We start from the raw sequence: 21,255 nt of genomic DNA on the forward strand, positions 1-21,255 counted from the left end.
AAAAATTACTATAGTGATTTTTATTCATGTACTAACGAAAGGATGGGACGAAAATTGGCATACGAAAGATTTGTACTATGGAATGATGCAGTTATTGATACAACAAAACATCGCGCGTACATAGAACTTGAAGAAAGAGGTTTACAATTTGGTGATGGCGTCTATGAAGTTATTCGCCTTTATAACGGAAACTTTCACTTATTAGACCCACATTTAACAAGATTATATCGATCCCTTGAAGAAATAGAATTATCACTTCCTTTCTCAAAAGCCGAACTCATCATCTTACTCTACAAATTAATTGAAAACAATAATTTCCACGAAGACGGAACAATTTACTTACAAGTATCTCGTGGTGTACAAGCTCGAGCACATGCATTTTCATATGACATATCCCCGACAATCTATGCTTATATTTCAAAAAAAGAAAGACCATCTTTATGGATTGAATACGGTGTACGTGCTATATCAGAACCTGATACACGCTGGCTCCGCTGTGATATTAAATCGTTAAATTTATTACCAAATGTATTAGCTTATACGAAAGCTGAACGCAAAGGTTGTAAAGAAGCTCTTTTCGTACGAAACGGTACTGTAACTGAGGGGAGCTGTTCTAATTTCTTTCTCATAAAAAATGGAACTCTTTACACACATCCAGCCAATCACCTTATTTTAAATGGCATTATTCGTCAATATGTCCTTTCCTTAGCGAAAACCCTTCGTATTCCTGTACAAGAAGAACTGTTCAGCATTCGCGATGTTTATCAAGCAGATGAATGCTTCTTTACGGGAACGACTATTGAAATTTTACCGATGACCCACCTTGATGGAACTGCAATTCAAGATGGTCAAGTTGGCCCTATCACAAAAATGCTACAAAAATCCTTTTTTCAAAGCTTGTTACAATCCAACATGTCATCTTCTTAAACACGAATAATTTCTATTCTCTCTACATCCAACATATGTATTTAAATAAAAATCAAGGTGTAGATTTATACCTTGATTTTTTCTTGTAATCTTTTTGTCATATTCAGATTCCCGCATAAGTCTTGACAGTAATCGACATGCTCTTTAGAATTTTTAACAGTTGGTAAATATTTCTTCACTACATTACAGACAGAAAGGAATCGACAAATTATGAAAAAATACCTTGCCGGTCTTGCGGCAGTGTCTGTAGCAGGAGGAGCAGCACCTATACTTGATAGCGTTCAAGCTGCCCCTGAACAAAACACACAAAAAGCTGCTACACAAACTGTCCAAGCTTCCGCATCAAACAGTTCATCTTATACGGTAAATGCTAGCGTGCTACATGTTCGCGCAGGATCTAGCACTTCTCACGATATTATCTCTCGCGTTTATAACGGTCAATCATTAAACGTAATTGGAGAAGAAAATGGTTGGTTCAAAATTAACCATAATGGGAAAACAGGTTATGTGAGTGGTGAATTTGTATCAAAAAATGGGGAAAAAACAAATAACAATGTAAGCACAGGTGGAAACAATAAAGTTACTGCTGATGTATTACGTGTACGTACCGCTCCTAACACTTCTAGTTCTGTTTCAGGACGTGTATATGAAGGACAAACATTAAACGTAATTGGTCAAGAAAATGGTTGGGTGAAAATCAACCATAATGGAAAAGTTGGCTATGTAAGTGGCGAATTCGTATCTGGTGTTTCTTCTAATGCAGGTTCTTCAAACAACAATACGAATAATACTGTAAAACCAGCAAGCGGAAACTATACAGTAAACGTATCTTCCCTTCGCGTTCGTACAGGTCCTAGCACTTCTCATACAACTATAGGTTCTGTGAAAAAAGGACAAGTAGTACAAGTTGTAGGCGAAGTTCAAGATTGGTTCAAAATCAATTATGCAGGACAAACAGCTTACTTAAGCAAAGACTACGTAACAAAAGGCGGTTCTAACGAAAACACCACGCAAGGTAACAACCAGGAACAAAACAATAATGTAACTGTTCAAACTGGTGGCACTTACGTCGTTAACGCAACATCACTACGTGTTCGTACGGGCCCTGCTACTTACCATAGCGTAATTGGTGGCGTATTAAATGGTACGAAATTAAACGTAATTGGATCTGAAGGTAGCTGGTTTAAAGTTAATTATCAGGGAAAAACAGGCTACGTTAGCAGCGAATTCGTAAAATTCGTTAAAGGTGGCACTACTACTCCTGAACAACCTGAGCAACCTAACCAAGGTGCAATTGGCGATTACTACATTAATGCTTCTGCACTAAATGTACGTAGCGGCGAAGGTACAAATTATAGAATCATAGGCGCACTTCCACAAGGACAGAAGGTTCAAGTAATCTCTGAAAACTCTGGATGGAGCAAAATTAACTACAATGGTCAAACTGGTTACATCGGAACACGTTTCCTATCTAAAACACCAGTTGGGGGCGCAGTAGATAATAAGCCTAATGAAAATCAAAACAATAACAATACAAGCAATAATAGCGGTGACAGTTCTTCTATACTTGCATACGCGAAATCTATGCAAGGCGTACCATACGTTTGGGGCGGTACTTCTGCTAATGGTGTTGACTGCAGTGGTTACATCTACCACGTATTTAAGAAATTTGGCCATAACATTAGCCGCCAAAGTGTTGCAGGATATTGGAGTAGCTTACCAAAAACTTCAAGTCCACAGCCAGGCGACTTAATTTATTTCCAAAATACTTATAAAGCTGGTCCTTCTCACATGGGTATTTACCTTGGAGGTGGATCGTTTATCCAAGCTGGAGATAAAGGTGTAGCAATCGCTTCATTAAGCAACTCTTATTGGAAAAGCCATTTCTTAGGGTATACGAAAGCACCTTAAGTGATAGTTTCAGAGGCTTCTAGTTTACTAGAAGCCTCTTTTTTTAAGGTTTCAATATATGAATCCCTCTTATTCTCTTTCTCACGAAAAAATTATGCGTTCATTCTCCTATTTCGTACACCATATTCTATAAAAATTGTCCAAAACGTTATCACAATGAATATATTTCAACAAAAAACATAACCTATTTCATGTCGATTCATTTTATATGTGTTTTTTCAAAGAATTTTCTTTTTATTTAAACTTTTCGTTAGACGTTTGACCTCCGATGTCCATTATGATAAGTTACTTAAGATGTTATATTCGCAAAAGTATAGACAACTGGTTTATACACTTTTTTACTATGAGGAAGGAGCATACACTGCATGAATGTTTTATGGGGAATTGGCGGCGTGATTGGAGTATTAGCAATCGCTTTCTTATTATCTTCCAACCGCAAAGCTATTAATTGGCGCACAATTTTAATCGCGCTAGCATTACAAATGTCATTTTCATTTATCGTATTACGATGGGATGCCGGAAAAGCAGGTTTAAAATACGCTGCAGATGGCGTTCAAGGATTAATTAATTTTTCTTACGAGGGAATTAAGTTCGTTGCTGGGGATTTAGTCAACGCAAAAGGACCTTGGGGATTTGTATTCTTTATTCAAGCACTACTTCCAATCGTATTTATTAGTTCATTAGTAGCAATCTTATATCATTTCGGTATTATGCAGAAATTTGTTAGCGTCGTTGGTGGTGCATTAAGTAAACTTCTTGGAACTTCTAAAGCAGAAAGCTTAAACTCAGTAACGACTGTATTTTTAGGACAAACTGAAGCTCCAATCTTAATTAAACCTTACTTAGCACGCTTAACAAATAGTGAATTCTTCACTATTATGGTAAGCGGTATGACAGCTGTTGCCGGATCAGTTCTTGTCGGCTATGCAGCAATGGGTATTCCGTTAGAGCACTTATTAGCAGCAGCAATTATGGCAGCTCCATCAAGTTTATTAATTGCGAAACTAATTATGCCAGAAACAGAAAAAGTAGATAACAACGTTGAACTTTCTACAGAACGTGAAGACGCAAACGTTATCGATGCAGCTGCACGTGGTGCATCTGAAGGTATGCAACTTGTTATTAACGTAGCAGCAATGTTAATGGCTTTCATCGCATTAATCGCTTTATTAAATGGTCTATTAGGATTAGTTGGGTCTTTATTCCATATTAAACTTAGCCTTGATTTAATCTTCGGTTACTTATTATCACCATTTGCAATCTTAATCGGGGTTTCACCGGGTGAAGCTATACAAGCAGCAAGCTTTATCGGTCAAAAACTTGCAATCAACGAATTCGTTGCATACGCAAACTTAGGACCTCACATGGCAGAGTTCTCTGCAAAAACAAATCTGATTTTAACATTCGCAATCTGTGGTTTTGCAAACTTCTCTTCTATCGCAATTCAATTAGGTGTAACAGGAACATTAGCTCCTACTCGCCGTAAACAAATTGCACAATTAGGGATTAAAGCAGTTATCGCTGGTACACTAGCGAACTTCTTAAATGCAGCAGTTGCAGGTATGATGTTCCTATAAATTAATGTACAGTCTCCTCTTTTAAAGAGGAGACTTTTTTGTATACTATAAATATAATTTTCATATATACTAAACACCACATGTCTAGATATCTAGATGATATGTTACGATAATTAGTATGTCTGTTTATTTTTTCTTGCACAAGAGGGATACTATTTGATGTCGCACGCTTTAAAAAAAATTCCAGCTACACGGTCCATTTATTAATAATTGTGCATACTACAAATATCCTGCATGAATTATCTTTAAGGAGGAAAGTTTCGTGAAAGATAAATCCTATAAAGTCCTTTCTATGTGGATTTTACAAATTTTATTTTATTTTACTACTGTACATGTGACGAAATATGAGCACGCGCTCATTTTTACAATTATATATGTCATCATAAATGTACTATTCCTATTTTTAGCTGATAAAACAGCATTTATTTTCTTTATACTGGGAACCATCATTTCAGTATTCTATTTATTTTATGAAGCGTGGCTTCACTTATGGAGTACATCAGAACAATGGGAATATATCATTACCCACTTCCTAATGGCAGCTAACTTCTTCATTGTTTATATTTCAACCCACCTATTAAAAAAGGTCATCCTTAAAAATAAAGAGTTAACTGAACGAGTGAGAGTGTTGGAGCAATACATCGGAGAATCAAAACTATTAACAAGGCAAGAATTCGAAAGACGACAAGCATTATTAAGGACTGCGATGGATCGTCGTAATGAAACAGGCATGATTATTTTCTTTGATTTCACTTCCTTTAGTAAATATACGAAGGAAAGTGTCATGGATCGTGTAGCTTCATTATTAGTTGATACAGTAAGAACTGACTTTGACCTTGCTGCTGAATATGAAAGCAATACATTGGTCATTTTATTACAAAACACAAATGAAGCTGGTGCTGATATTGTAATGAACCGTCTACATCCAAAAATGGAGCAATGGCTTGCCGCTGAAGCAATTCAAGATATTAAAATAAAACGAGAACAAATCAACACAAAAGGACAGACATTATTATGATGACACTCGTTATACTCCTTTTATTCCTTCTGTTCTGCGTACTCGTATTTTGGATTAGCATCACATTTTCAATCAAATATGTACTTATTTTTACTGCCTTTCTATTCTCAGGCCTACTCGTTTACTACTCTCTCTTAACACTCGCGGGCTTAATTCATCGAAATAGTAAACGAAAAGATCGTACGCTAGAACATTATCCAAGTGTAGATATTTTAATACCTGCCCATAATGAGGGTGTCGTTATTAAAGATACATTAGAAGCGATGGCAAAGATTGAATACCCGGGCAAATTAAACGTTTATTTATTAAACGATAACTCTCAAGATGAAACACCTGAAATTGGCGATGATTTCGACAAAGCTTATGCTCATATTCATCACATTCGTGTACCACCTGGCGAACCGAAAGGAAAATCGCGTGTATTAAACTACGGTCTTAGCATTTCAGATGGTGAATACTTCTGTGTTTACGATGCAGATAATCAACCTGAACCACATGCACTGCGAATGCTCGTAGAACATGCTGAAACCATCCAGGATGCCGTTGGAGCAGTTGGACACGTTCGTACAGTAAATGAAAAGAGAAATTGGCTTACACGAATGATTTCATTAGAATTTCAGATTTTCCAGCTCCTTATGCAATCTGGACGCTGGCTATTATTCCAAACAGGCTCACTGACCGGAACAAACATGCTTCTTCGTCGTTCCGCATTAGAAGAACTTGGCGGCTATGATCCTTATGCAATTGCAGAGGATGCCGAATTAACATTGAGAATTACCCAAAAAGGCTATCTCTTACCAATCGTCCCGGAATCGATTACATGGGAACAAGAACCTGAACATTTAAAAATTCTTATTAAACAGCGTACACGTTGGCTTCAAGGAAACTTATATATTTTAGAAAAAATGTTTTCTTCGCTAAGCTTCTTTAAAGGAAAGCTACTCGTCCATTCCTTACAGCAAGTTTTAGTATATGTCGTATTTTGGCTATTCTTAATCATTTCAAACGTTTGGTTTGTAATTGGACTGCTCGGGATATTCCAAATTCAATACAGCATTCCATTACTATTTATGTGGTATGTCGCATATATTACATATGTTTCTCAATTATTTAGTGCCCAGAGCGTCGAACGAACCTTTACACCAACCAACATTTTCATAAGCGTCATTATGTACTTTACGTACGCACAGCTCTTTACGTATTTGTTTATTCGCAGTCTCATTCTTTACTTACGTGCAAAGAGCAAGAAACAAGTAATTGGCTGGGATAAAACAGTACGATTTAAAAAGGAAAAATAAAGTGAAACTTTAATCAGTGGGGTTATTCATTTCCCACTGATTATTAGCCCTCATCAATCGGGCTTTTACGGAATAAAAAATAAGCACAGAGCGCCGTAAGCTCTGTGCTTATTTTTTACCGTAATACTATATATCAGACAATACCCCTTAGCTGAAAGTAATTTCACGTCCATCCCCCAACGAACGATCGACCTTCATTTATATACGAAAAAGTGATTGCTATTTTTGTAGAACCAGTTGCTTTTCTTGCTGCTCTTTGCGCGTTTCAGTCTTAGGTTCCGTGCTTTCTTGGACATTGCGATGTGCCACACGTTTCAAACAAATATGCTTCCACTTTCTTTCGTAACGTTTCATTATTCTAGATGTCCCCCTTGAATGCGATTTAAAAATATTTGAAATCGCTTACAGGAAATAATATAGCACATATACATAAAAGTGACAACACATTTCCGACATATTTTTGTCAAAAATATGAACATAATTTGCATAATATCGAATATTGTCGAAATATATCGATTTTCCTTTTCGAACTGCTGATATCACCCTTTTCCTAATAGGTGCATTAAAAAGGAGCTGATATAAAATCAGCCCCTTTCCTTCTATTATTAATGTTGTTTCATACGTCCTTCTTTTTGCAACTCTTTAAATAGTGCTGCAATCATAAAGAAAATAACAAATACGAACGGGAAGGCCGCAATAATCGACGCAGTTTGCAGCGCCTCTAATCCTCCGACATACAATAAGATCGAAGCTAACGCCGCTAGAACAATACCCCAAACCATTTTAATACGATTTGGTGGGTTTAAGCTACCATGTGTCGTTAACATCGCTAGAACAAACGTAGCAGAGTCTGCAGATGTAATAAAGAATGTTGAAATAAGTAAAATGGCTAACACACATAAAGCCGGTCCCATACTACCCATTTGGTCTAACATAGCAAACAATCCTACTTCTGTGCCCATTTCTTTAATTTGTCCATATATATTTGCATCATCAAATAGCTCCATGTGAATACCTGTTCCTCCGAAAACAGAGAACCAAAGCGCACCAATTACTGTTGGTACGAGTAACACACCAACAACAAATTCACGAATTGTACGCCCGCGTGACACACGAGCAATAAACGTACCTACGAATGGTGACCATGCAATCCACCATGCCCAGTAGAAAATTGTCCATGACTGAATCCATTGATTTCCGCCTTCATTTAATGGACTTAAACGGAAACTCATACTTGGCAATTCTTGAATGTATGAACCGATTGTTGAAGTGAAATAATTCATAATAAAGTTTGTTGGACCTGCAAATAATACAATTATCATAAGTGCAAACGCTAAAATAATATTCGCATTACTTAAATATTTAATTCCTTTATCGAGTCCCGTTTGTGCAGATAACATATAAAGAACAGTTACAATTCCTATGATTACTAGCTGTGTCGGTAATGAGTTCGGAATGGATGTTAAATAACTAACACCACCTGCAATTTGCTTCGCCCCAAGTCCTAATGATGTTGCCACACCAAATACTGTCGCAAATACAGCTAGAACATCAAACGTATGTGCAATACGGCCATGTTCACCGCCTTTAAATAGTGGACCCACTGTCGCACTAATTGTACTCGCTCTTCCTTTTCTAAATGTAAAATACGCAATACATAATGCTACAAGTGCATATAATCCCCACGGATGTAATCCCCAATGGAAAAATGAGAAACGAAGTGCAAGACGTGCACTCTCTTCAGTCGCACCCTCTCCAAACGGAGGTGTGTATAAATGATTCAACGGTTCTGCAACGCCCCAGAAAACCAAACCGATTCCCATGCCGGCACTAAATAACATAGCAAACCATGTCATATAACTATAATCAGGTTCATCATCATCTTTACCTAAACGAATCGAACCGTACTTAGAAACAATTAAGAAAATAGCAATTCCTAAGAAAATAGAAACGGAAATAATATAGAACCAACCAAACTTACTAACTAGCGCAGCTTGAATTGCAGTCGTTACATTTCCTAAGCTACCTTTTCCAATAATAGATTCGGGAATAATCCCCCAAAGTGTAAATGCAATGCATAATGTTAATGAGACAATAAATGTTTTCGTCAGTTTCCTCATCAAATCCCCCTTCGTATGTTTCATTTCTTGTAAATAACATAAATTCCGATATGTTAAATCGGATAGAAAACCATAGTTTTTTGTGGTGATTTTCTTTCGGCTCTCTTAGTTTTGCCTTCACCAATTAGAGTTCTTATGGACAGCCTTACCTTCCGTACAACCTTTTCACTCTGCAAGAGCTACAAGATTGGAATACTACTGTCAAATTGTGTGAGAAAAATGCGGATGGGAAGAGATTTTCCCAAAAAAGGATGTGTTACATTTTTAAAAAAGGGCAGATTTATTCTTTACAACCCTTTCTTCTTGTAACAATTATGCGGTTTTTTGCTAGTATATAGCGCGTGTTTATAACTTCACAAACGAGATATTTATGTTTATATAACTATATTACCCATAAAACGGTAAAATACTCAAGGAATGTAACTGTATAGTAATCATCATGTAATGCTCCTGTAACATTTTTATTTACACCGAAAAAAATATGTTGTATTAAATATTTTGAATATAACTAGAAACCTACTAATTATATGGAATGAAAAACACTTTCCTCTCATTCTAGCTATATTACAAAGTGTTAACGACTTATTACGAATGGTTTGTAATTGTGTGTTTTCCCAAAATCCGAAAAAATCTGTTGCTATAATGAGGACACGAAAACAAACGCAATGGAGGCTATCATGAAAAAATTAATTGGAATAGCAACAGCAGCAGTTTTTGGTCTTGGGATTTTCACCGCATCTGCTAATGCAGAAACTGTTGTAACAACAGACGTACTAAACGTACGAGAAAACCCTACTACTGAATCAAAAGTTGTCGGTAAATTACAGAATGGTCATAAATTAGATGTTCTAAATACAGAAAACGGATGGTCACAAATCAAATTAAATGGTAAAGACGCATTCGTAAGTGCAGAGTTTACAAAGAACTCTTACTATGTAACAGCTAACGTATTAAATGTACGTGCTGAAGCGAACACAAACTCAGAAATTCTTGGAACGCTTAAGAAAGACGATATGATCGAAACAACGAACCAAGTACAAAATGAGTGGTTACAATTTGAATATAACGGGAAAACAGCTTACGTTCATGTTCCTTTCTTAATAGGTACAGCACCTGTTATTGAGAAACAAGAAACGCCTGCTCCTGCTAAAGCTGCAGCACCAGCTAAAGCTCAAGCACCTGCACCAGTAAAAACGGCTACTAAGCCTGCTGTGAAAGCTGCTGAAACTAGCGAACCTTCTAATGGTCGTGAGTTAACAGTTGTAGCTACAGCATATACAGCTCATCCGAGCGAAAACGGTGGCACATACGGCGGCCGTGTATTAACTGCAATGGGTCATGACCTAACAGCGAACCCAAACATGAAAATGATCGCTGTTGACCCGAAAGTAATCCCATTAGGATCTAAAGTATGGGTAGAAGGTTATGGAGAAGCTATCGCTGGTGATACTGGCGGTGCGATTAAAGGTAACCGTATCGATATTCTACTTGGATCAGATAGCGCTGCTCAAAAATGGGGACGCAAAACTGTTAAAGTTAAAATTTTAAAATAACCAATGACTGCTAAATTACAGCCGGTTCTCTTTATTGAGAACTGGCTTTTATTTTTTATATAATACATATAAGGAGGTGACGTCCATGAATTTACAAGCTAAGGTAGACTGGGTCGGTACACCAAAACCGTACATATATAAAGATGATGTAACATATGATGCAATCGCAATTGACTTCTCACTAACAAGCGATGACAATCGCTATAAATTAATTGTGCTCAAGTCTGAAGAAAATACACATTACAAACTCGTACAATACGGAATAAAACCAGGCTCTCAAAAACCATTCCCTATTGATATTCCATTCGAGCAAAACATGTTACCAATTATAAAACAAATATTACATGATCCATATGTAAAAGCGGTATTACAAGAATCAGGCTCTTAATTCCCAAAAAGGATGCTACCTAGTAGGAAAGTTCAACTAGGCAACATCCTTTTTTGTAATCCAAATTTCATTTTTTCTGTTTTGAGCATTTTTTGTTTATAATGGTAAAGGAAAGAAATCTGTGTACGGAGGAATATTATGCTGCAAGACTCAATTACGAAAGATGAAATTATGATGATTGCGAATGAGTTCGTTCAAGGGCTTGATCCACAGCAAGTTGCTGATCAAGAGCATGTCGCTACAGCTCGGCAACTATATCGTAGTGGTGTTGTCTATAACGTTGACTTTGATGGCTATACGCTATCCGGAACTGTAAATGCTGAAGGCAGTGTATATAGCGTTCACATCCCGATTCGTAATGTCACTGAAAGCTATTGCGATTGCTTCGCGCCAACGCAATGTCAGCATATGCTTGCTGTGTTACTATCTGCAGCTTCTAGTTTTGGGCAAGTAGGAGATGTATTAACTTTATTCAAAAATAATACAAAACCTTCTCTTCCTCCTATTCGAACTGCACGACAAGTATTGCAATCATCAGCTTTTGAAGAAATGGATTATAAAAGTTGGCAAACATACTTTGAAAATGAATATGAATCATTTAAAAAAGAACAAGCGCGGCTCACTTATAAACAAATGTATTTTCTTATGAGTCTTTTTACAGACTTCTATACAAAATTAGAACGGAAAGCTCCGCGCATCGTTGCTATTCATGAATTATTTAAGTTGCACGCGGCACTTTATTGCTTTCAAAAATTATTAGAAGAAATTCAAGAATTTGAAGCAAACAAACTATATTCTTACCACCAACCAGTTAACGTCGTTCGCCTATTCGTTGATAAAGTTGAATCTACCGTTAGGGACCTAAAAACAGAGGCGATTCCAGAAGAATCCAAACCGATTTTAGAAGAAACAGCGCGGCTCATACATGAAGCATTCTTCTCTACCAATGCCTATACACAAGAGCGATTCTTCATTTATCGTCACGTATGGGGTGAACTGTTAAGAACAGAAGAGCAGCTACAAGAAGAAAAAAAACGAATCGATACTAAAATCAATCCACTTTCCAAAGCATTAGCATCTTCTCACCTGCTCTTTTTAAACGGTGAAGATGTATCGGCAATGGAATTACTAGAAAAACAGCCTTCTTCTGTTGTGAGCCTTTACTTCTATTGGTTAGAAGAGTTATTAAGTGCGATGGAGTGGGACCGCGCTAAAGATTGGCTTTCCTTTACTTATAAACAAGTAAAAGAAACGATAACGGAACAAGAGAATACCGTCTTTATACAAGATATCGTTCGATTATTTGTGATGATGTATGAGACATATGCAACGCATACGAATGAACAAGCGGGATTAGAAATGATTTTACAAGAACTATTACCGTATAGTTTCACAAATTATGAACAATATGTACTTGCGAAGAAACAATACCATGCATGGACGGAACTTCAGCTCTTATATGGATTCGAAGTAATCGAACTTTTGAAAGAACCATTGAAAGATATTGAAAAAGAAGCGCCCGAAGCAGCACTTCCTCTTTATCACCATGCCGCAATAGAAGCAATTGAAGAGCGAAATCGCAAATCATATAAACGTGCCGTTCGTTACTTAAAGAAATTACGTATGCTTTATAAACGACTGAAGCGAACTGATGAATGGGATGCTTTCATTATTCATATCGCTAACTTACATTCACGTCTGCGTGCACTACAAGAGGAATTACGGAGAGGAAAATTAATCGATGATCATACAAACTGAAGTAACAATTAGGCTCCAGCACGTTAGTCAAGGTTGGTTCCTTTGGGGAGAAGATGATAGCGGTACGCTCTTATCCGTAGCAACTTGGAAAAAAAATGCATTCGCATGGCACTCTACTTCTTTCTACGGAACGTTTTTAAAAGAAGCAGCGTATGAGGGAAAACAAGGCGTTATGTTAACGAATGCACAGGCATTTGAATACATCGCAAATAAACCGATGAATTCATTTGCAAATATGCAAATGAACGGTCCTATTACGGCACTTACAAAGGATGCAAGTGAATTATGGGACGCTTTCGTCAGCGGCAGCTTCGCACCTGACATGAAGCATTGGTCTCAGCAGCCATCTTGGAAAGTTCAGAATACCTCAATTGAAGATGACATGTTAGCATCTCTTTTCTCTGCCGCTGTGAACGAAAGTATTTTGCAAGATGCTCGCTCAAATGACGGATGGGAAGATGCAAAGAGACTATATGAACATTACGACTTTACGAAAAGGCAATTGGAAGCAGCACTACATGAAGAAGATTGGCTTCGAAAAATTGGTTACATTGAAGATGATCTTCCATTTACAGTCGGCTTAAGACTACAAGAACCGCAAGAAGAACTTGAAATGTGGAAGCTTGAAACAATCGTTACACCAAAACGTGGTGCACATCGCATATATGTATATGAAAGTATCGATTCCTTACCAAAACGATGGCACGATTACGAAGAACGTATCCTTGAAACACAAGAAGGATTCAGTAAGCTCGTACCGTGGCTAAAAGAGGACGACAAGTTCCGAGAAGAACTCTTTGAAACGGAAGCTTGGAACTTCTTAACCGAAGCAAGTAATGAGTTACTGGCAGCAGGTATTACAATTTTACTACCATCATGGTGGCAAAATTTAAAAGCAACAAAACCGAGGTTGCGTGTACAGCTGAAGCAAAGTACAGCACAAACACAGTCTTTCTTCGGCATGAATACGCTCGTTAATTTCGACTGGCGCATTTCAACGGACGGAATTGATTTATCAGAAAGTGAATTTTTCGAACTCGTTGAACAAAACAAACGTCTTTTCAATTTAAATGGTCAATGGATGAGACTTGATCCTGCCTTTATTGAAGAAGTAAAAAAACTAATGCACCGTGCCGATAAATATGGACTAGAAATGAAAGATGTGTTGCAGCAACATTTATCTAATACGGCAGAAACAGAAATTGTAGAAGACGATAGTCCGTTTACCGATATTGAAATCGAGCTAGATGGATATTACGAAGAGCTTTTCCAAAAACTTCTACACATTGGAGATATCCCAAAAGTAGATGTACCATCTTCGCTACAAGCAACACTCCGCCCATATCAACAACACGGTGTTGAGTGGTTACTATACTTACGAAAGCTTGGATTTGGAGCGTTATTAGCCGATGATATGGGACTCGGAAAAAGTATTCAAACGATAACTTACTTACTATACGCTAAAGAAAACAATCTCCAAACAGGTCCTGCATTAATTGTGGCACCAACATCAGTCCTTGGAAATTGGCAAAAAGAATTTGAGCGTTTCGCACCAAGTTTACGTGTTCAGTTACACTATGGAAGTAACCGATCTAAGGATGAGTCATTTAAAGATTTTCTTCAATCGGCAGATGTTATATTAACTTCTTATGCATTAGCTCAGCTTGATGAAGAAGAACTTAGTACGTTATGCTGGGACGCTGTTATTTTAGACGAAGCACAAAATATAAAAAACCCACATACGAAACAGTCGAAAGCAGTAAGAAACCTACAAGCAAATCACAAAATTGCTTTAACCGGTACACCGATGGAAAACCGACTTGCTGAGCTTTGGTCTATTTTCGACTTTATCAATCATGGGTATCTCGGAAGCTTAGGACAATTCCAGCGCCGCTTCGTCACACCGATTGAAAAGGACCGCGATGAAGGAAAAATCCAGCAAGTTCAGCGGTTTATCTCGCCGTTTTTACTGCGTCGTACGAAGAAAGATCAAACGGTCGCATTAAACTTACCAGATAAACAAGAACAGAAAGCTTATTGTCCACTAACTGGCGAACAAGCTTCCTTATATGAACAACTTGTTCAAGATACATTACAAAATGTAGAAGGATTAAGCGGAATTGAAAGACGCGGATTTATATTACTTATGCTGAACAAGCTAAAACAAATTTGTAATCACCCAGCCCTTTATTTGAAAGAAGAAGAACCACAAAATATCGTCGAGCGCTCTATGAAAACAAAAACGGTAATGGAGCTCATCGAAAATATAAAAGACCAAAATGAAAGTTGCTTAATCTTCACTCAATACATTGGCATGGGGAACATGCTAAAAAGTATGTTAGAAGAAACATTTGGTCAGCGCGTCCTCTTCTTAAACGGGAGCGTACCGAAGAAAGAGCGTGACAAGATGATTGAGCAGTTTCAAAACGGAACGTATGACATCTTCATCTTATCGTTAAAGGCTGGCGGAACAGGATTAAACTTAACTGCCGCCAACCATGTCATTCACTATGACCGTTGGTGGAATCCAGCTGTAGAAAACCAAGCAACAGACCGTGCTTATCGCATCGGTCAAAAACGCTTCGTTCACGTTCATAAGCTTATTACAACGGGAACACTTGAAGAGAAGATTGATGAAATGTTAGAACGAAAACAATCATTAAACAACGCCGTCATTACAAGTGATAGTTGGATGACCGAACTATCAACCGACGAACTAAAAGAATTACTTGGCGTATAAAGTGAAACTTTAATCAGTGGGGTTTTGTTCATCCCCCACTGATTATTAGCCTTCACCAATCGGGCTTTTACGGGCAGTTAATGCGGGATAAGGTGGATCTTTCTATTCCCACAAATAGCGGGATAAATGAAAAAGGAGCAAATCTCTAACTGAGATTAGCTCCTTTTTCTATGCCAAAACCAATTGCTTATTATAATTCCTGTTAACCCGCCGCACGTATCAAGCAATGAATCTTGCCACATCGGTGTACGGTCTCCTGTAAACCATTGATGAATTTCATCAAATGTTGCATACCCCGCAACGAAAAGGAGGGCGTATGCAAAGCACCTTTTTCTCGAATAACCCGATCGATGAAAAGCATAATACGTCAATGAGCCGAGCATAAAGAACACCATAAAATGAGCACCTTTACGTAGGAAAAACTCAACAAATCCAGCTACACCTTTATTTGCGATACTAACAGGTGTACCTCCGCCATAATCGATAGATACCCATGAAAAATGCTCTTTCACAAACTCAACATTTACATATTGCTCAATATCCGAGCGCATATCCTGTTTTTTATATGGCTGAGCTGAAGAATAGAAAATAATCCCCATCCATAGTAATACAGGAATCCAAAATAACCATTTACGATTCATTCTTCCGAAAACCCCTCTCTTAGTCTTTTAAGAGTACCAAAAAAAAGAAAAAATTTCACGCCAAAACATGACATTTACACCCTATTTATAAAGTGAAAGGGGGTGATAAACATGGCAGTTGAAACAATCGTAATGGATTTAACTTTACGCCTTGTATTAAACGGAGGATTAGACAAAAACGGTAAAACAGTTTTTAAGAACAAGCAATTCAAACGTGTAAAAACAAATGCAGATTTAGGAAAAGTACATGAAGTAGCACGTGCTCTTGCTTCACTACAACAATCATCACTTCACGCTGTACAACTTGTAAGCACGTCAGATCTTTCTAATCTATAATTAAAAAGGAGGGAATAAAACATGCAAGTACTAGAGTTAGTTTTCGTGAAAGAAGATGGAAAAACAGTTGTCTTGTCTATCGATAATCCCATTAAACCAGTAAATGAACTAGTCGTAAATCAAGTAATGGATACCATTCTTTTTTCATCTGTATTTTCATCAATTAGTGAAAATACTCGTAAAAAAGGGGCTCGCCTCATAGAAAAAAACGTATCTGAAGTTCAGATTACTCCGTAAATCAAAAAGACGAATCTGCATTATTTTGCAGATTCGTCTTTTTTCTTCGGCATTTCAATTGGAATAAAGATGTTTGAAAAACCAACACAAACATACTTATAATTCTCTCCGCCTAAATCAAACTCTGTCGTATATGTTGAGAAGAAAATATAATCATTTCGCTTTGTATAATGCTCAATTAATAATCCAACTTGTGGTTCAACATACTTATTTGCCAATTTTTTTCCCGCCGATGCTAAGTCGCCAAGTATACCCTCTTTGTTTTCTTTCTCAACCTCTTCTAGCTTCTTACTCACATCATTACGCTTCATAAATTGTTTTGCTGCCCAATCCGTATATTCTCCCTTACCCGGATTACTGTTTGCTAAATAAACTAAGAGAACAACAGCTAGAGCCATAATAATATACTTTTTCTTCATGCTATATCACCGCCTACTCTTTTCTATTTTCATATATATGTACAAGCGATGCAAATTAGAAAGACTATCATCTATTGATTGTAAACGAACCGTAAAAATTTACAATACGAAACAAAAGATTAATAATAGCTTTATATAATTCGTATATAATTATATTCAGAATAACAATTTTTATAAGGGAGGATTTTAGAATCATGGATCATGAAAATGATATTTTTATTTCTAGTTCTACAATGATGCTCGAACCTTGCAAACACCCTTATTACCGGACAAAAATTATCGACAGTAGCGGAAACCCTCTGTACTCTTGCCAAACAGCTATCCAACTCATAAAGAAATCTTGTCTAACACATGTTCATTCTACTTATCAAGGTAGACGTCATGCAGTCCAAATAAACTTTAAGCTCAAACAAAATGTTCCAATTCCGATTAATCACAAAGAATATATTTGCGTTTTCCCAACAGAATCTCCTTCTTCTCCAAGCTGCATTTGGTTGTTCTATAACCATATAGATGAGATAGAGTTTTCCAAAAAAACTAACAAAGCTAACATTCATTTTTTTAACGGAACTACCATAACAATACAAATAGGTTCTCATAAGTTACAGCAACAATTTTTCAAATCTGGACATGTATTATCCCGAATGAACATGAAAGATTCATTACCTTAAAAAACCTCTTGCCGCATTTACTGCCTTAAAGTAAATAGAATGGAACGCAATATTTCCTTTGCCTTCCATTCTACTTATTATTCTTATCCCCTTACACTATCTCTCATTTTCTCAAGTGCTTGTCGATATACCCATCTCACTTGATAGTACGTCATCCCCATTTCAGAAGCTATCTCTCCCATATTTTTCCCTGTAAAAAATCGCTCTGAAATGATATGCTTCTCCCTCTCATCTAACACACTCATAAAGTCCTTCGCCCTCGTTCCAGCATCTTCACACTCAAATCGTTCCTCATACTCGTCCGTGCATACATAACGCTCTTGCACTACGCATTCTTTCTTCAACCTTTCCAATATATAACCACGTACCGTTACGACAGCATAAGCAGGAAAACTCCCTTTCTCCTCCTCATACCTTTCATACGCATACCAAAGACCAATTAAACCACATTGATAATACTCTTCATAATCTTGGTAAATATTTAACCTCTTTATTTGATTTACAATCATACCTTCATACAAAACAACCGTATCTGCAAAAGTCGCTGGCTTCACACAGTACCCGTTTCTAAAAGGTATACCTCTTTAGTATTCCGCGGTACCTCTACAATATAAAATGAGAAAGGAAATTTCATTGTGGGTAATTTCAAATACTGCTGCCGTAATTTGAAATTACACTAGGCAGAATTTGAAATTCTGCTGGGGGTATTTGAAATAGGGGTAAAAATAAAAAAGGTGACTCTAGGAAGAGCCACCTTTTCAAAATAACATATTACTTACCAAAGCCAGAGAACATACCGCCTAACATACTAAATCCAATTGTAAGGATAAAGAATATAGAAATTAAAATTATTGCCTGTTTTTTACTTAAACCGGCAACGATATGCAAGCCTAAACCAGTTAAGATCAAGCTCCAAATGTTAAACACTTCAAACGCAGAACCAATACCATAAGCAATCGTTCCCTGATCAAATAAAGGCGCTAAACTTGTATATTTATCAGTACCAGTTCCACCAAGAATAAAACCTAGCACTGCATTTAGAATACCACCAAGATAATAAACAATATTTGCATATAAGTAAATAGATAATATCTTCATATACGGTGTATCATTACTCATGAACATCATAATAACCTTATAAAATCCAGCTACAATAAACAAACCAACAATTGTTCCAAGGAAACCAAAAATCGCTCCCCCTCCAAGAGTAAACCCTTTAACCATACCTGCTGAATCGCCCTTAAGCTCTTTTGCCAACTCCGGAGTATTAACTAACGCTAAATAAGCCACTACCGCTGCCGTGATTGTCCCAAGTATAGCAAACAGGAAAAATGCCCCCCAAACCGGACTTTTCGTTTTCATTCTCTCAAACTGCACACCTGGAGATGTAATCATTCCAAATAATGATGGCTTTTTCGAACCTACATCTTGCGTATTAATATTCGCTTCCATTATAACGCCTCCCTCTATTTATATAACCCGTTCTAACGGGCGGTTCACATCCTCATGTAGAGGCTACGAACCGCCCACTAGAACGGTAACTTATAGTAGAGAACTTCTCTACTACACTAATAATCTACTCATAACGAAGTGCTTCGATTGGATCTAATTTCGCAGCTTTGTTTGCTGGAATTAATCCGAAAATAATACCGAGTGTCATAGAGAACAATACGCCTCCAACGACAACTTCCCATGAAACGAGCGGTGGCCATTTCGCAAATGTGGAAACAATATATGCCCCGCCATATCCAAGACCAATTCCGATCAAACCACCTAGAAGCGTTAACATAACCGCTTCAATTAAAAATTGTAATAAAATTTTACTACGCGTTGCCCCAAGCGCTTTGCGTACCCCAATTTCGCGCGTACGCTCTGTTACAGATACGAGCATGATGTTCATTACACCGATACCACCAACGACTAATGAAATACCAGCGATACCACCGATGATCATCGTCATGATATTAGTAACTTTAGAAACATTTTCTTGGAACTCTTTTAAATTCACCAGTTCATATTTACCTGGAATTTCACTTGGCTTACGACTATTTAATACATCAACAGCTTGTTTCCCTGCTGATTCTAAATTGTCTACATTTTTAGATTGAATTGCTATACTTTGAATCTCATCTGTTCCGTATAAAACAGGCCATAAAGTAAGGGGAATTAACGCTTCTTCCATTTCAAATCCCATAAACTCATTGTCAGATGTATACACACCAATAATTTGCATTGGCTGCCCCTTCATCTCAATAATTTGTCCAACTGGGTTTACGTCCTTAAATAACGTCTCTTCTGTTTTTGTACTAATCATCACAACGTTATTTGCATGAGAAATATCGGATTCATTTAAAGTACGTCCCTTTACGACCTTTACTTTATTAACCGCAAAATATTCATTATCAAGACCAATAACATTTAGATTTGCTTTTTTATCATTTACATCAAGTACCTCTGAATTCTGGTTTGTCGTAATAACGTGTGAAACATCTTTCACTTGTTTTACTTCCAAAATATCCTCTTCAGTTAACTTCGGTATTTGAAATCCACCTATAGCAAACTCATCATTAATATCTGGTTTAAATTGAATTGGCATAAGGTTATTACCACCAGAACCTGCGAATTTCGACTTCAGCATCGCTTCCCCGCCTTGCCCAATCGCAACGACGGTAATAATAGAGCCTACACCGATAATAATCCCTAGCATCGTCAAAGCTGAGCGTAGTTTATGAGCTAAAATAGACGATAAGGCAATTTTCATACTATCTAGTAAACTCATACTGCACACCTTCTATCTTCTGTAACTTTCCCATCTCGCAGTACAATGCGACGGGAAGAATACGCTGCTACCTCTTCTTCATGCGTAACCATAACAATCGTCGTACCTTCTGCATTTAGCTTCGTGAAAATATCCATAACTTGTGCACCAGACTTCGTATCAAGTGCACCTGTCGGCTCATCGGCCATAATAAACGTTGGATTATTTGCAATCGATCTCGCAATCGCTACACGTTGCTTCTGTCCACCTGATAACTCACTAGGTAAATGATGGACTCTATCTGATAATCCAACTTTCCCAAGCGCTTCAAGGGCTCTCTGACGACGCTCTGCTTTCTTCACCCCACCGTAGATGAGCGGAAGTTCAACGTTTTCCACTGCGGAAAGACGCGGCAGCAAATTAAAGTGCTGGAACACAAAGCCGATATATTCATTACGAATTAAAGCTAGTTTTGACTCGTCTGCTGTTAAGATATTCACATCATTCAACATATATTCACCTTCTGTTGGACGATCTAAACAACCGATAATATTCATAAGCGTTGATTTACCAGAACCAGACGGTCCCATAATAGAAACGAACTCACCGCTTTGAATTGTTAAACTAATACCATGTAAAATCGGCACTGCCAATTTTCCTTGATAATATGTTTTAGCAATATTATTTAACGTAATCATTTCTCTTTCACTTCCATTCCGTCATACACATCGTCGGAAGGATTTTTAACCACCTTTTGCCCCACTGTTGCGCCTTCAACAATCTCTGTCCAGTCTCCATCAGTAGAACCTTTTTTCACATTTTGTTTACGAAGCTTTCCTTTCTCTTCAATATAAACAAATGCATCTTCGCCTTTTTCTACAATGCTCTTACTTGGAACAGCAA

At 37.3% G+C, this 21,255-nt stretch carries 20 protein-coding genes and 1 pseudogene; 12 read left to right on the forward strand and 9 right to left on the reverse strand.

What is annotated here, in order from left to right; all coding sequences use genetic code 11:
• Positions 1–54 precede the first annotated feature (54 nt).
• From CQ058_RS17815 to CQ058_RS17835, 5 genes are all read left to right on the forward strand, one after another.
• A complete protein-coding gene (locus CQ058_RS17815; protein ID WP_002191188.1) occupies positions 55–927 on the forward strand; it encodes a D-amino-acid transaminase in 873 nt (290 codons plus the stop codon).
• A 210-nt stretch (positions 928–1,137) separates the two neighbouring features.
• Positions 1,138–2,838 (forward strand): C40 family peptidase, encoded by a 1,701-nt coding sequence (locus CQ058_RS17820; RefSeq protein WP_105589908.1) that lies wholly within the window; start codon positions 1,138–1,140, stop codon positions 2,836–2,838.
• Between the two features lie 365 nt (positions 2,839–3,203).
• A complete protein-coding gene (locus CQ058_RS17825; protein WP_002184643.1) occupies positions 3,204–4,415 on the forward strand; it encodes a NupC/NupG family nucleoside CNT transporter in 1,212 nt (403 codons plus the stop codon).
• Positions 4,416–4,677: 262 nt separating this feature from the next.
• Positions 4,678–5,433 (forward strand): nucleotidyl cyclase domain-containing protein, encoded by a 756-nt coding sequence (locus CQ058_RS17830; RefSeq protein WP_078176106.1) that lies wholly within the window; start codon positions 4,678–4,680, stop codon positions 5,431–5,433.
• Positions 5,430–6,731: a glycosyltransferase family 2 protein gene (locus tag CQ058_RS17835; RefSeq protein ID WP_000988776.1), complete on the forward strand. Its 1,302-nt coding sequence runs from the start codon at positions 5,430–5,432 to the stop codon at positions 6,729–6,731. Before CQ058_RS17830 ends, CQ058_RS17835 begins: the two co-directional genes overlap by 4 nt.
• 219 nt (positions 6,732–6,950) lie before the next feature.
• Here CQ058_RS17835 and CQ058_RS32315 read toward each other — a convergent pair whose 3' ends face one another.
• The gene (locus tag CQ058_RS32315) at positions 6,951–7,085 is read right to left on the reverse strand and encodes a hypothetical protein (RefSeq protein WP_000833065.1); all 135 of its coding nucleotides are present in this window, start codon (positions 7,083–7,085) and stop codon (positions 6,951–6,953) included.
• Positions 7,086–7,336: 251 nt separating this feature from the next.
• Positions 7,337–8,851: a glycine betaine transporter OpuD gene (opuD, locus tag CQ058_RS17845; protein ID WP_002191192.1), complete on the reverse strand. Its 1,515-nt coding sequence runs from the start codon at positions 8,849–8,851 to the stop codon at positions 7,337–7,339.
• A 677-nt stretch (positions 8,852–9,528) separates the two neighbouring features.
• Here opuD and CQ058_RS17855 point away from each other — a divergent pair.
• The 4 genes from CQ058_RS17855 (at position 9,529) to CQ058_RS17870 (ending at position 15,290) form a co-directional block, all read left to right on the forward strand.
• Complete coding sequence (locus tag CQ058_RS17855) at positions 9,529–10,404, forward strand: cell wall-binding protein EntA (protein ID WP_142396369.1); 876 nt, start codon at positions 9,529–9,531, stop codon at positions 10,402–10,404.
• 85 nt (positions 10,405–10,489) lie between these two features.
• Complete coding sequence (locus tag CQ058_RS17860) at positions 10,490–10,792, forward strand: DUF3910 family protein (RefSeq protein ID WP_105589910.1); 303 nt, start codon at positions 10,490–10,492, stop codon at positions 10,790–10,792.
• A 138-nt stretch (positions 10,793–10,930) separates the two neighbouring features.
• Positions 10,931–12,550 (forward strand): SWIM zinc finger family protein, encoded by a 1,620-nt coding sequence (locus tag CQ058_RS17865; protein WP_105589911.1) that lies wholly within the window; start codon positions 10,931–10,933, stop codon positions 12,548–12,550.
• Positions 12,534–15,290, forward strand: coding sequence for a DEAD/DEAH box helicase (locus tag CQ058_RS17870; RefSeq protein ID WP_105589912.1), 2,757 nt, complete (start codon positions 12,534–12,536; stop codon positions 15,288–15,290). Before CQ058_RS17865 ends, CQ058_RS17870 begins: the two co-directional genes overlap by 17 nt.
• A gap of 155 nt (positions 15,291–15,445) precedes the next feature.
• On the opposite strand, the gene CQ058_RS17875 is transcribed toward CQ058_RS17870, so the two are convergent.
• The gene (locus CQ058_RS17875; RefSeq protein WP_002184633.1) at positions 15,446–15,931 is read right to left on the reverse strand and encodes a VanZ family protein; all 486 of its coding nucleotides are present in this window, start codon (positions 15,929–15,931) and stop codon (positions 15,446–15,448) included.
• A gap of 111 nt (positions 15,932–16,042) precedes the next feature.
• Here CQ058_RS17875 and CQ058_RS17880 point away from each other — a divergent pair, with 111 nt between their 5' ends.
• Together CQ058_RS17880 and CQ058_RS17885 are read left to right on the forward strand one after the other, a co-directional pair.
• The gene (locus CQ058_RS17880; RefSeq protein ID WP_002016256.1) at positions 16,043–16,267 is read left to right on the forward strand and encodes a DUF1659 domain-containing protein; all 225 of its coding nucleotides are present in this window, start codon (positions 16,043–16,045) and stop codon (positions 16,265–16,267) included.
• Between the two features lie 21 nt (positions 16,268–16,288).
• On the forward strand, positions 16,289–16,504 hold the full coding sequence (locus tag CQ058_RS17885; protein ID WP_105589913.1) for a DUF2922 domain-containing protein: 216 nt from the start codon (positions 16,289–16,291) through the stop codon (positions 16,502–16,504).
• Positions 16,505–16,524: 20 nt separating this feature from the next.
• Here the strand turns inward: CQ058_RS17885 and CQ058_RS17890 are convergent, their stop codons facing one another.
• Positions 16,525–16,923: a DUF4359 domain-containing protein gene (locus tag CQ058_RS17890; protein ID WP_002034805.1), complete on the reverse strand. Its 399-nt coding sequence runs from the start codon at positions 16,921–16,923 to the stop codon at positions 16,525–16,527.
• A 194-nt stretch (positions 16,924–17,117) separates the two neighbouring features.
• Between CQ058_RS17890 and CQ058_RS17895 the strand changes: the two genes are divergently transcribed.
• Positions 17,118–17,594 carry a competence protein ComK gene (locus CQ058_RS17895; protein WP_002139077.1) on the forward strand — a complete coding sequence of 159 codons (477 nt, stop codon included), beginning with the start codon at positions 17,118–17,120 and terminating at the stop codon, positions 17,592–17,594.
• An 83-nt stretch (positions 17,595–17,677) separates the two neighbouring features.
• Here CQ058_RS17895 and CQ058_RS17900 read toward each other — a convergent pair whose 3' ends face one another.
• The 5 genes and pseudogenes from CQ058_RS17900 to CQ058_RS17920 form a co-directional block, all read right to left on the reverse strand.
• The gene (locus CQ058_RS17900) at positions 17,678–18,148 is read right to left on the reverse strand and encodes a sigma-70 family RNA polymerase sigma factor (RefSeq protein WP_105589914.1); all 471 of its coding nucleotides are present in this window, start codon (positions 18,146–18,148) and stop codon (positions 17,678–17,680) included.
• A 217-nt stretch (positions 18,149–18,365) separates the two neighbouring features.
• The gene (gene yknW, locus CQ058_RS17905; RefSeq protein WP_003192860.1) at positions 18,366–19,046 is read right to left on the reverse strand and encodes a YknW family membrane protein; all 681 of its coding nucleotides are present in this window, start codon (positions 19,044–19,046) and stop codon (positions 18,366–18,368) included.
• Positions 19,047–19,170: 124 nt separating this feature from the next.
• Positions 19,171–20,373 (reverse strand): ABC transporter permease, encoded by a 1,203-nt coding sequence (locus CQ058_RS17910; protein WP_105589915.1) that lies wholly within the window; start codon positions 20,371–20,373, stop codon positions 19,171–19,173.
• Positions 20,370–21,050 carry an ABC transporter ATP-binding protein gene (locus CQ058_RS17915; RefSeq protein ID WP_002130002.1) on the reverse strand — a complete coding sequence of 227 codons (681 nt, stop codon included), beginning with the start codon at positions 21,048–21,050 and terminating at the stop codon, positions 20,370–20,372. The genes CQ058_RS17910 and CQ058_RS17915 overlap by 4 nt, the downstream gene beginning before the upstream one ends.
• Positions 21,047–21,255 (reverse strand): annotated as a pseudogene (locus CQ058_RS17920) (efflux transporter periplasmic adaptor subunit); the annotation flags it as partial. The pseudogene CQ058_RS17920 and the gene CQ058_RS17915, both read right to left, overlap by 4 nt.

It is taken from the genome of Bacillus sp. MYb56, assembly GCF_002976445.1.
Lineage (GTDB): Bacteria > Bacillota > Bacilli > Bacillales > Bacillaceae_G > Bacillus_A > Bacillus_A mycoides.

Bases quoted from the DNA above. Each gene is read 5' to 3' on its own strand.
- CQ058_RS17885 (WP_105589913.1), top strand. From the start codon at position 16,289: ATGCAAGTACTAGAGTTAGTTTTCGTGAAAGAAGATGGAAAAACAGTT.
- CQ058_RS17910 (WP_105589915.1), bottom strand. From the start codon at position 20,373: ATGAGTTTACTAGATAGTATGAAAATTGCCTTATCGTCTATTTTAGCT.
- CQ058_RS17890 (WP_002034805.1), bottom strand. From the start codon at position 16,923: ATGAAGAAAAAGTATATTATTATGGCTCTAGCTGTTGTTCTCTTAGTT.
- CQ058_RS17870 (WP_105589912.1), top strand. From the start codon at position 12,534: ATGATCATACAAACTGAAGTAACAATTAGGCTCCAGCACGTTAGTCAA.
- CQ058_RS17835 (WP_000988776.1), top strand. From the start codon at position 5,430: ATGATGACACTCGTTATACTCCTTTTATTCCTTCTGTTCTGCGTACTC.
- yknW (WP_003192860.1), bottom strand. From the start codon at position 19,046: ATGGAAGCGAATATTAATACGCAAGATGTAGGTTCGAAAAAGCCATCA.
- CQ058_RS17860 (WP_105589910.1), top strand. From the start codon at position 10,490: ATGAATTTACAAGCTAAGGTAGACTGGGTCGGTACACCAAAACCGTAC.
- CQ058_RS17855 (WP_142396369.1), top strand. From the start codon at position 9,529: ATGAAAAAATTAATTGGAATAGCAACAGCAGCAGTTTTTGGTCTTGGG.
- CQ058_RS17895 (WP_002139077.1), top strand. From the start codon at position 17,118: ATGGATCATGAAAATGATATTTTTATTTCTAGTTCTACAATGATGCTC.
- opuD (WP_002191192.1), bottom strand. From the start codon at position 8,851: ATGAGGAAACTGACGAAAACATTTATTGTCTCATTAACATTATGCATT.
- CQ058_RS17880 (WP_002016256.1), top strand. From the start codon at position 16,043: ATGGCAGTTGAAACAATCGTAATGGATTTAACTTTACGCCTTGTATTA.
- CQ058_RS17825 (WP_002184643.1), top strand. From the start codon at position 3,204: ATGAATGTTTTATGGGGAATTGGCGGCGTGATTGGAGTATTAGCAATC.
- CQ058_RS17865 (WP_105589911.1), top strand. From the start codon at position 10,931: ATGCTGCAAGACTCAATTACGAAAGATGAAATTATGATGATTGCGAAT.
- CQ058_RS32315 (WP_000833065.1), bottom strand. From the start codon at position 7,085: ATGAAACGTTACGAAAGAAAGTGGAAGCATATTTGTTTGAAACGTGTG.
- CQ058_RS17820 (WP_105589908.1), top strand. From the start codon at position 1,138: ATGAAAAAATACCTTGCCGGTCTTGCGGCAGTGTCTGTAGCAGGAGGA.
- CQ058_RS17875 (WP_002184633.1), bottom strand. From the start codon at position 15,931: ATGAATCGTAAATGGTTATTTTGGATTCCTGTATTACTATGGATGGGG.
- CQ058_RS17915 (WP_002130002.1), bottom strand. From the start codon at position 21,050: ATGATTACGTTAAATAATATTGCTAAAACATATTATCAAGGAAAATTG.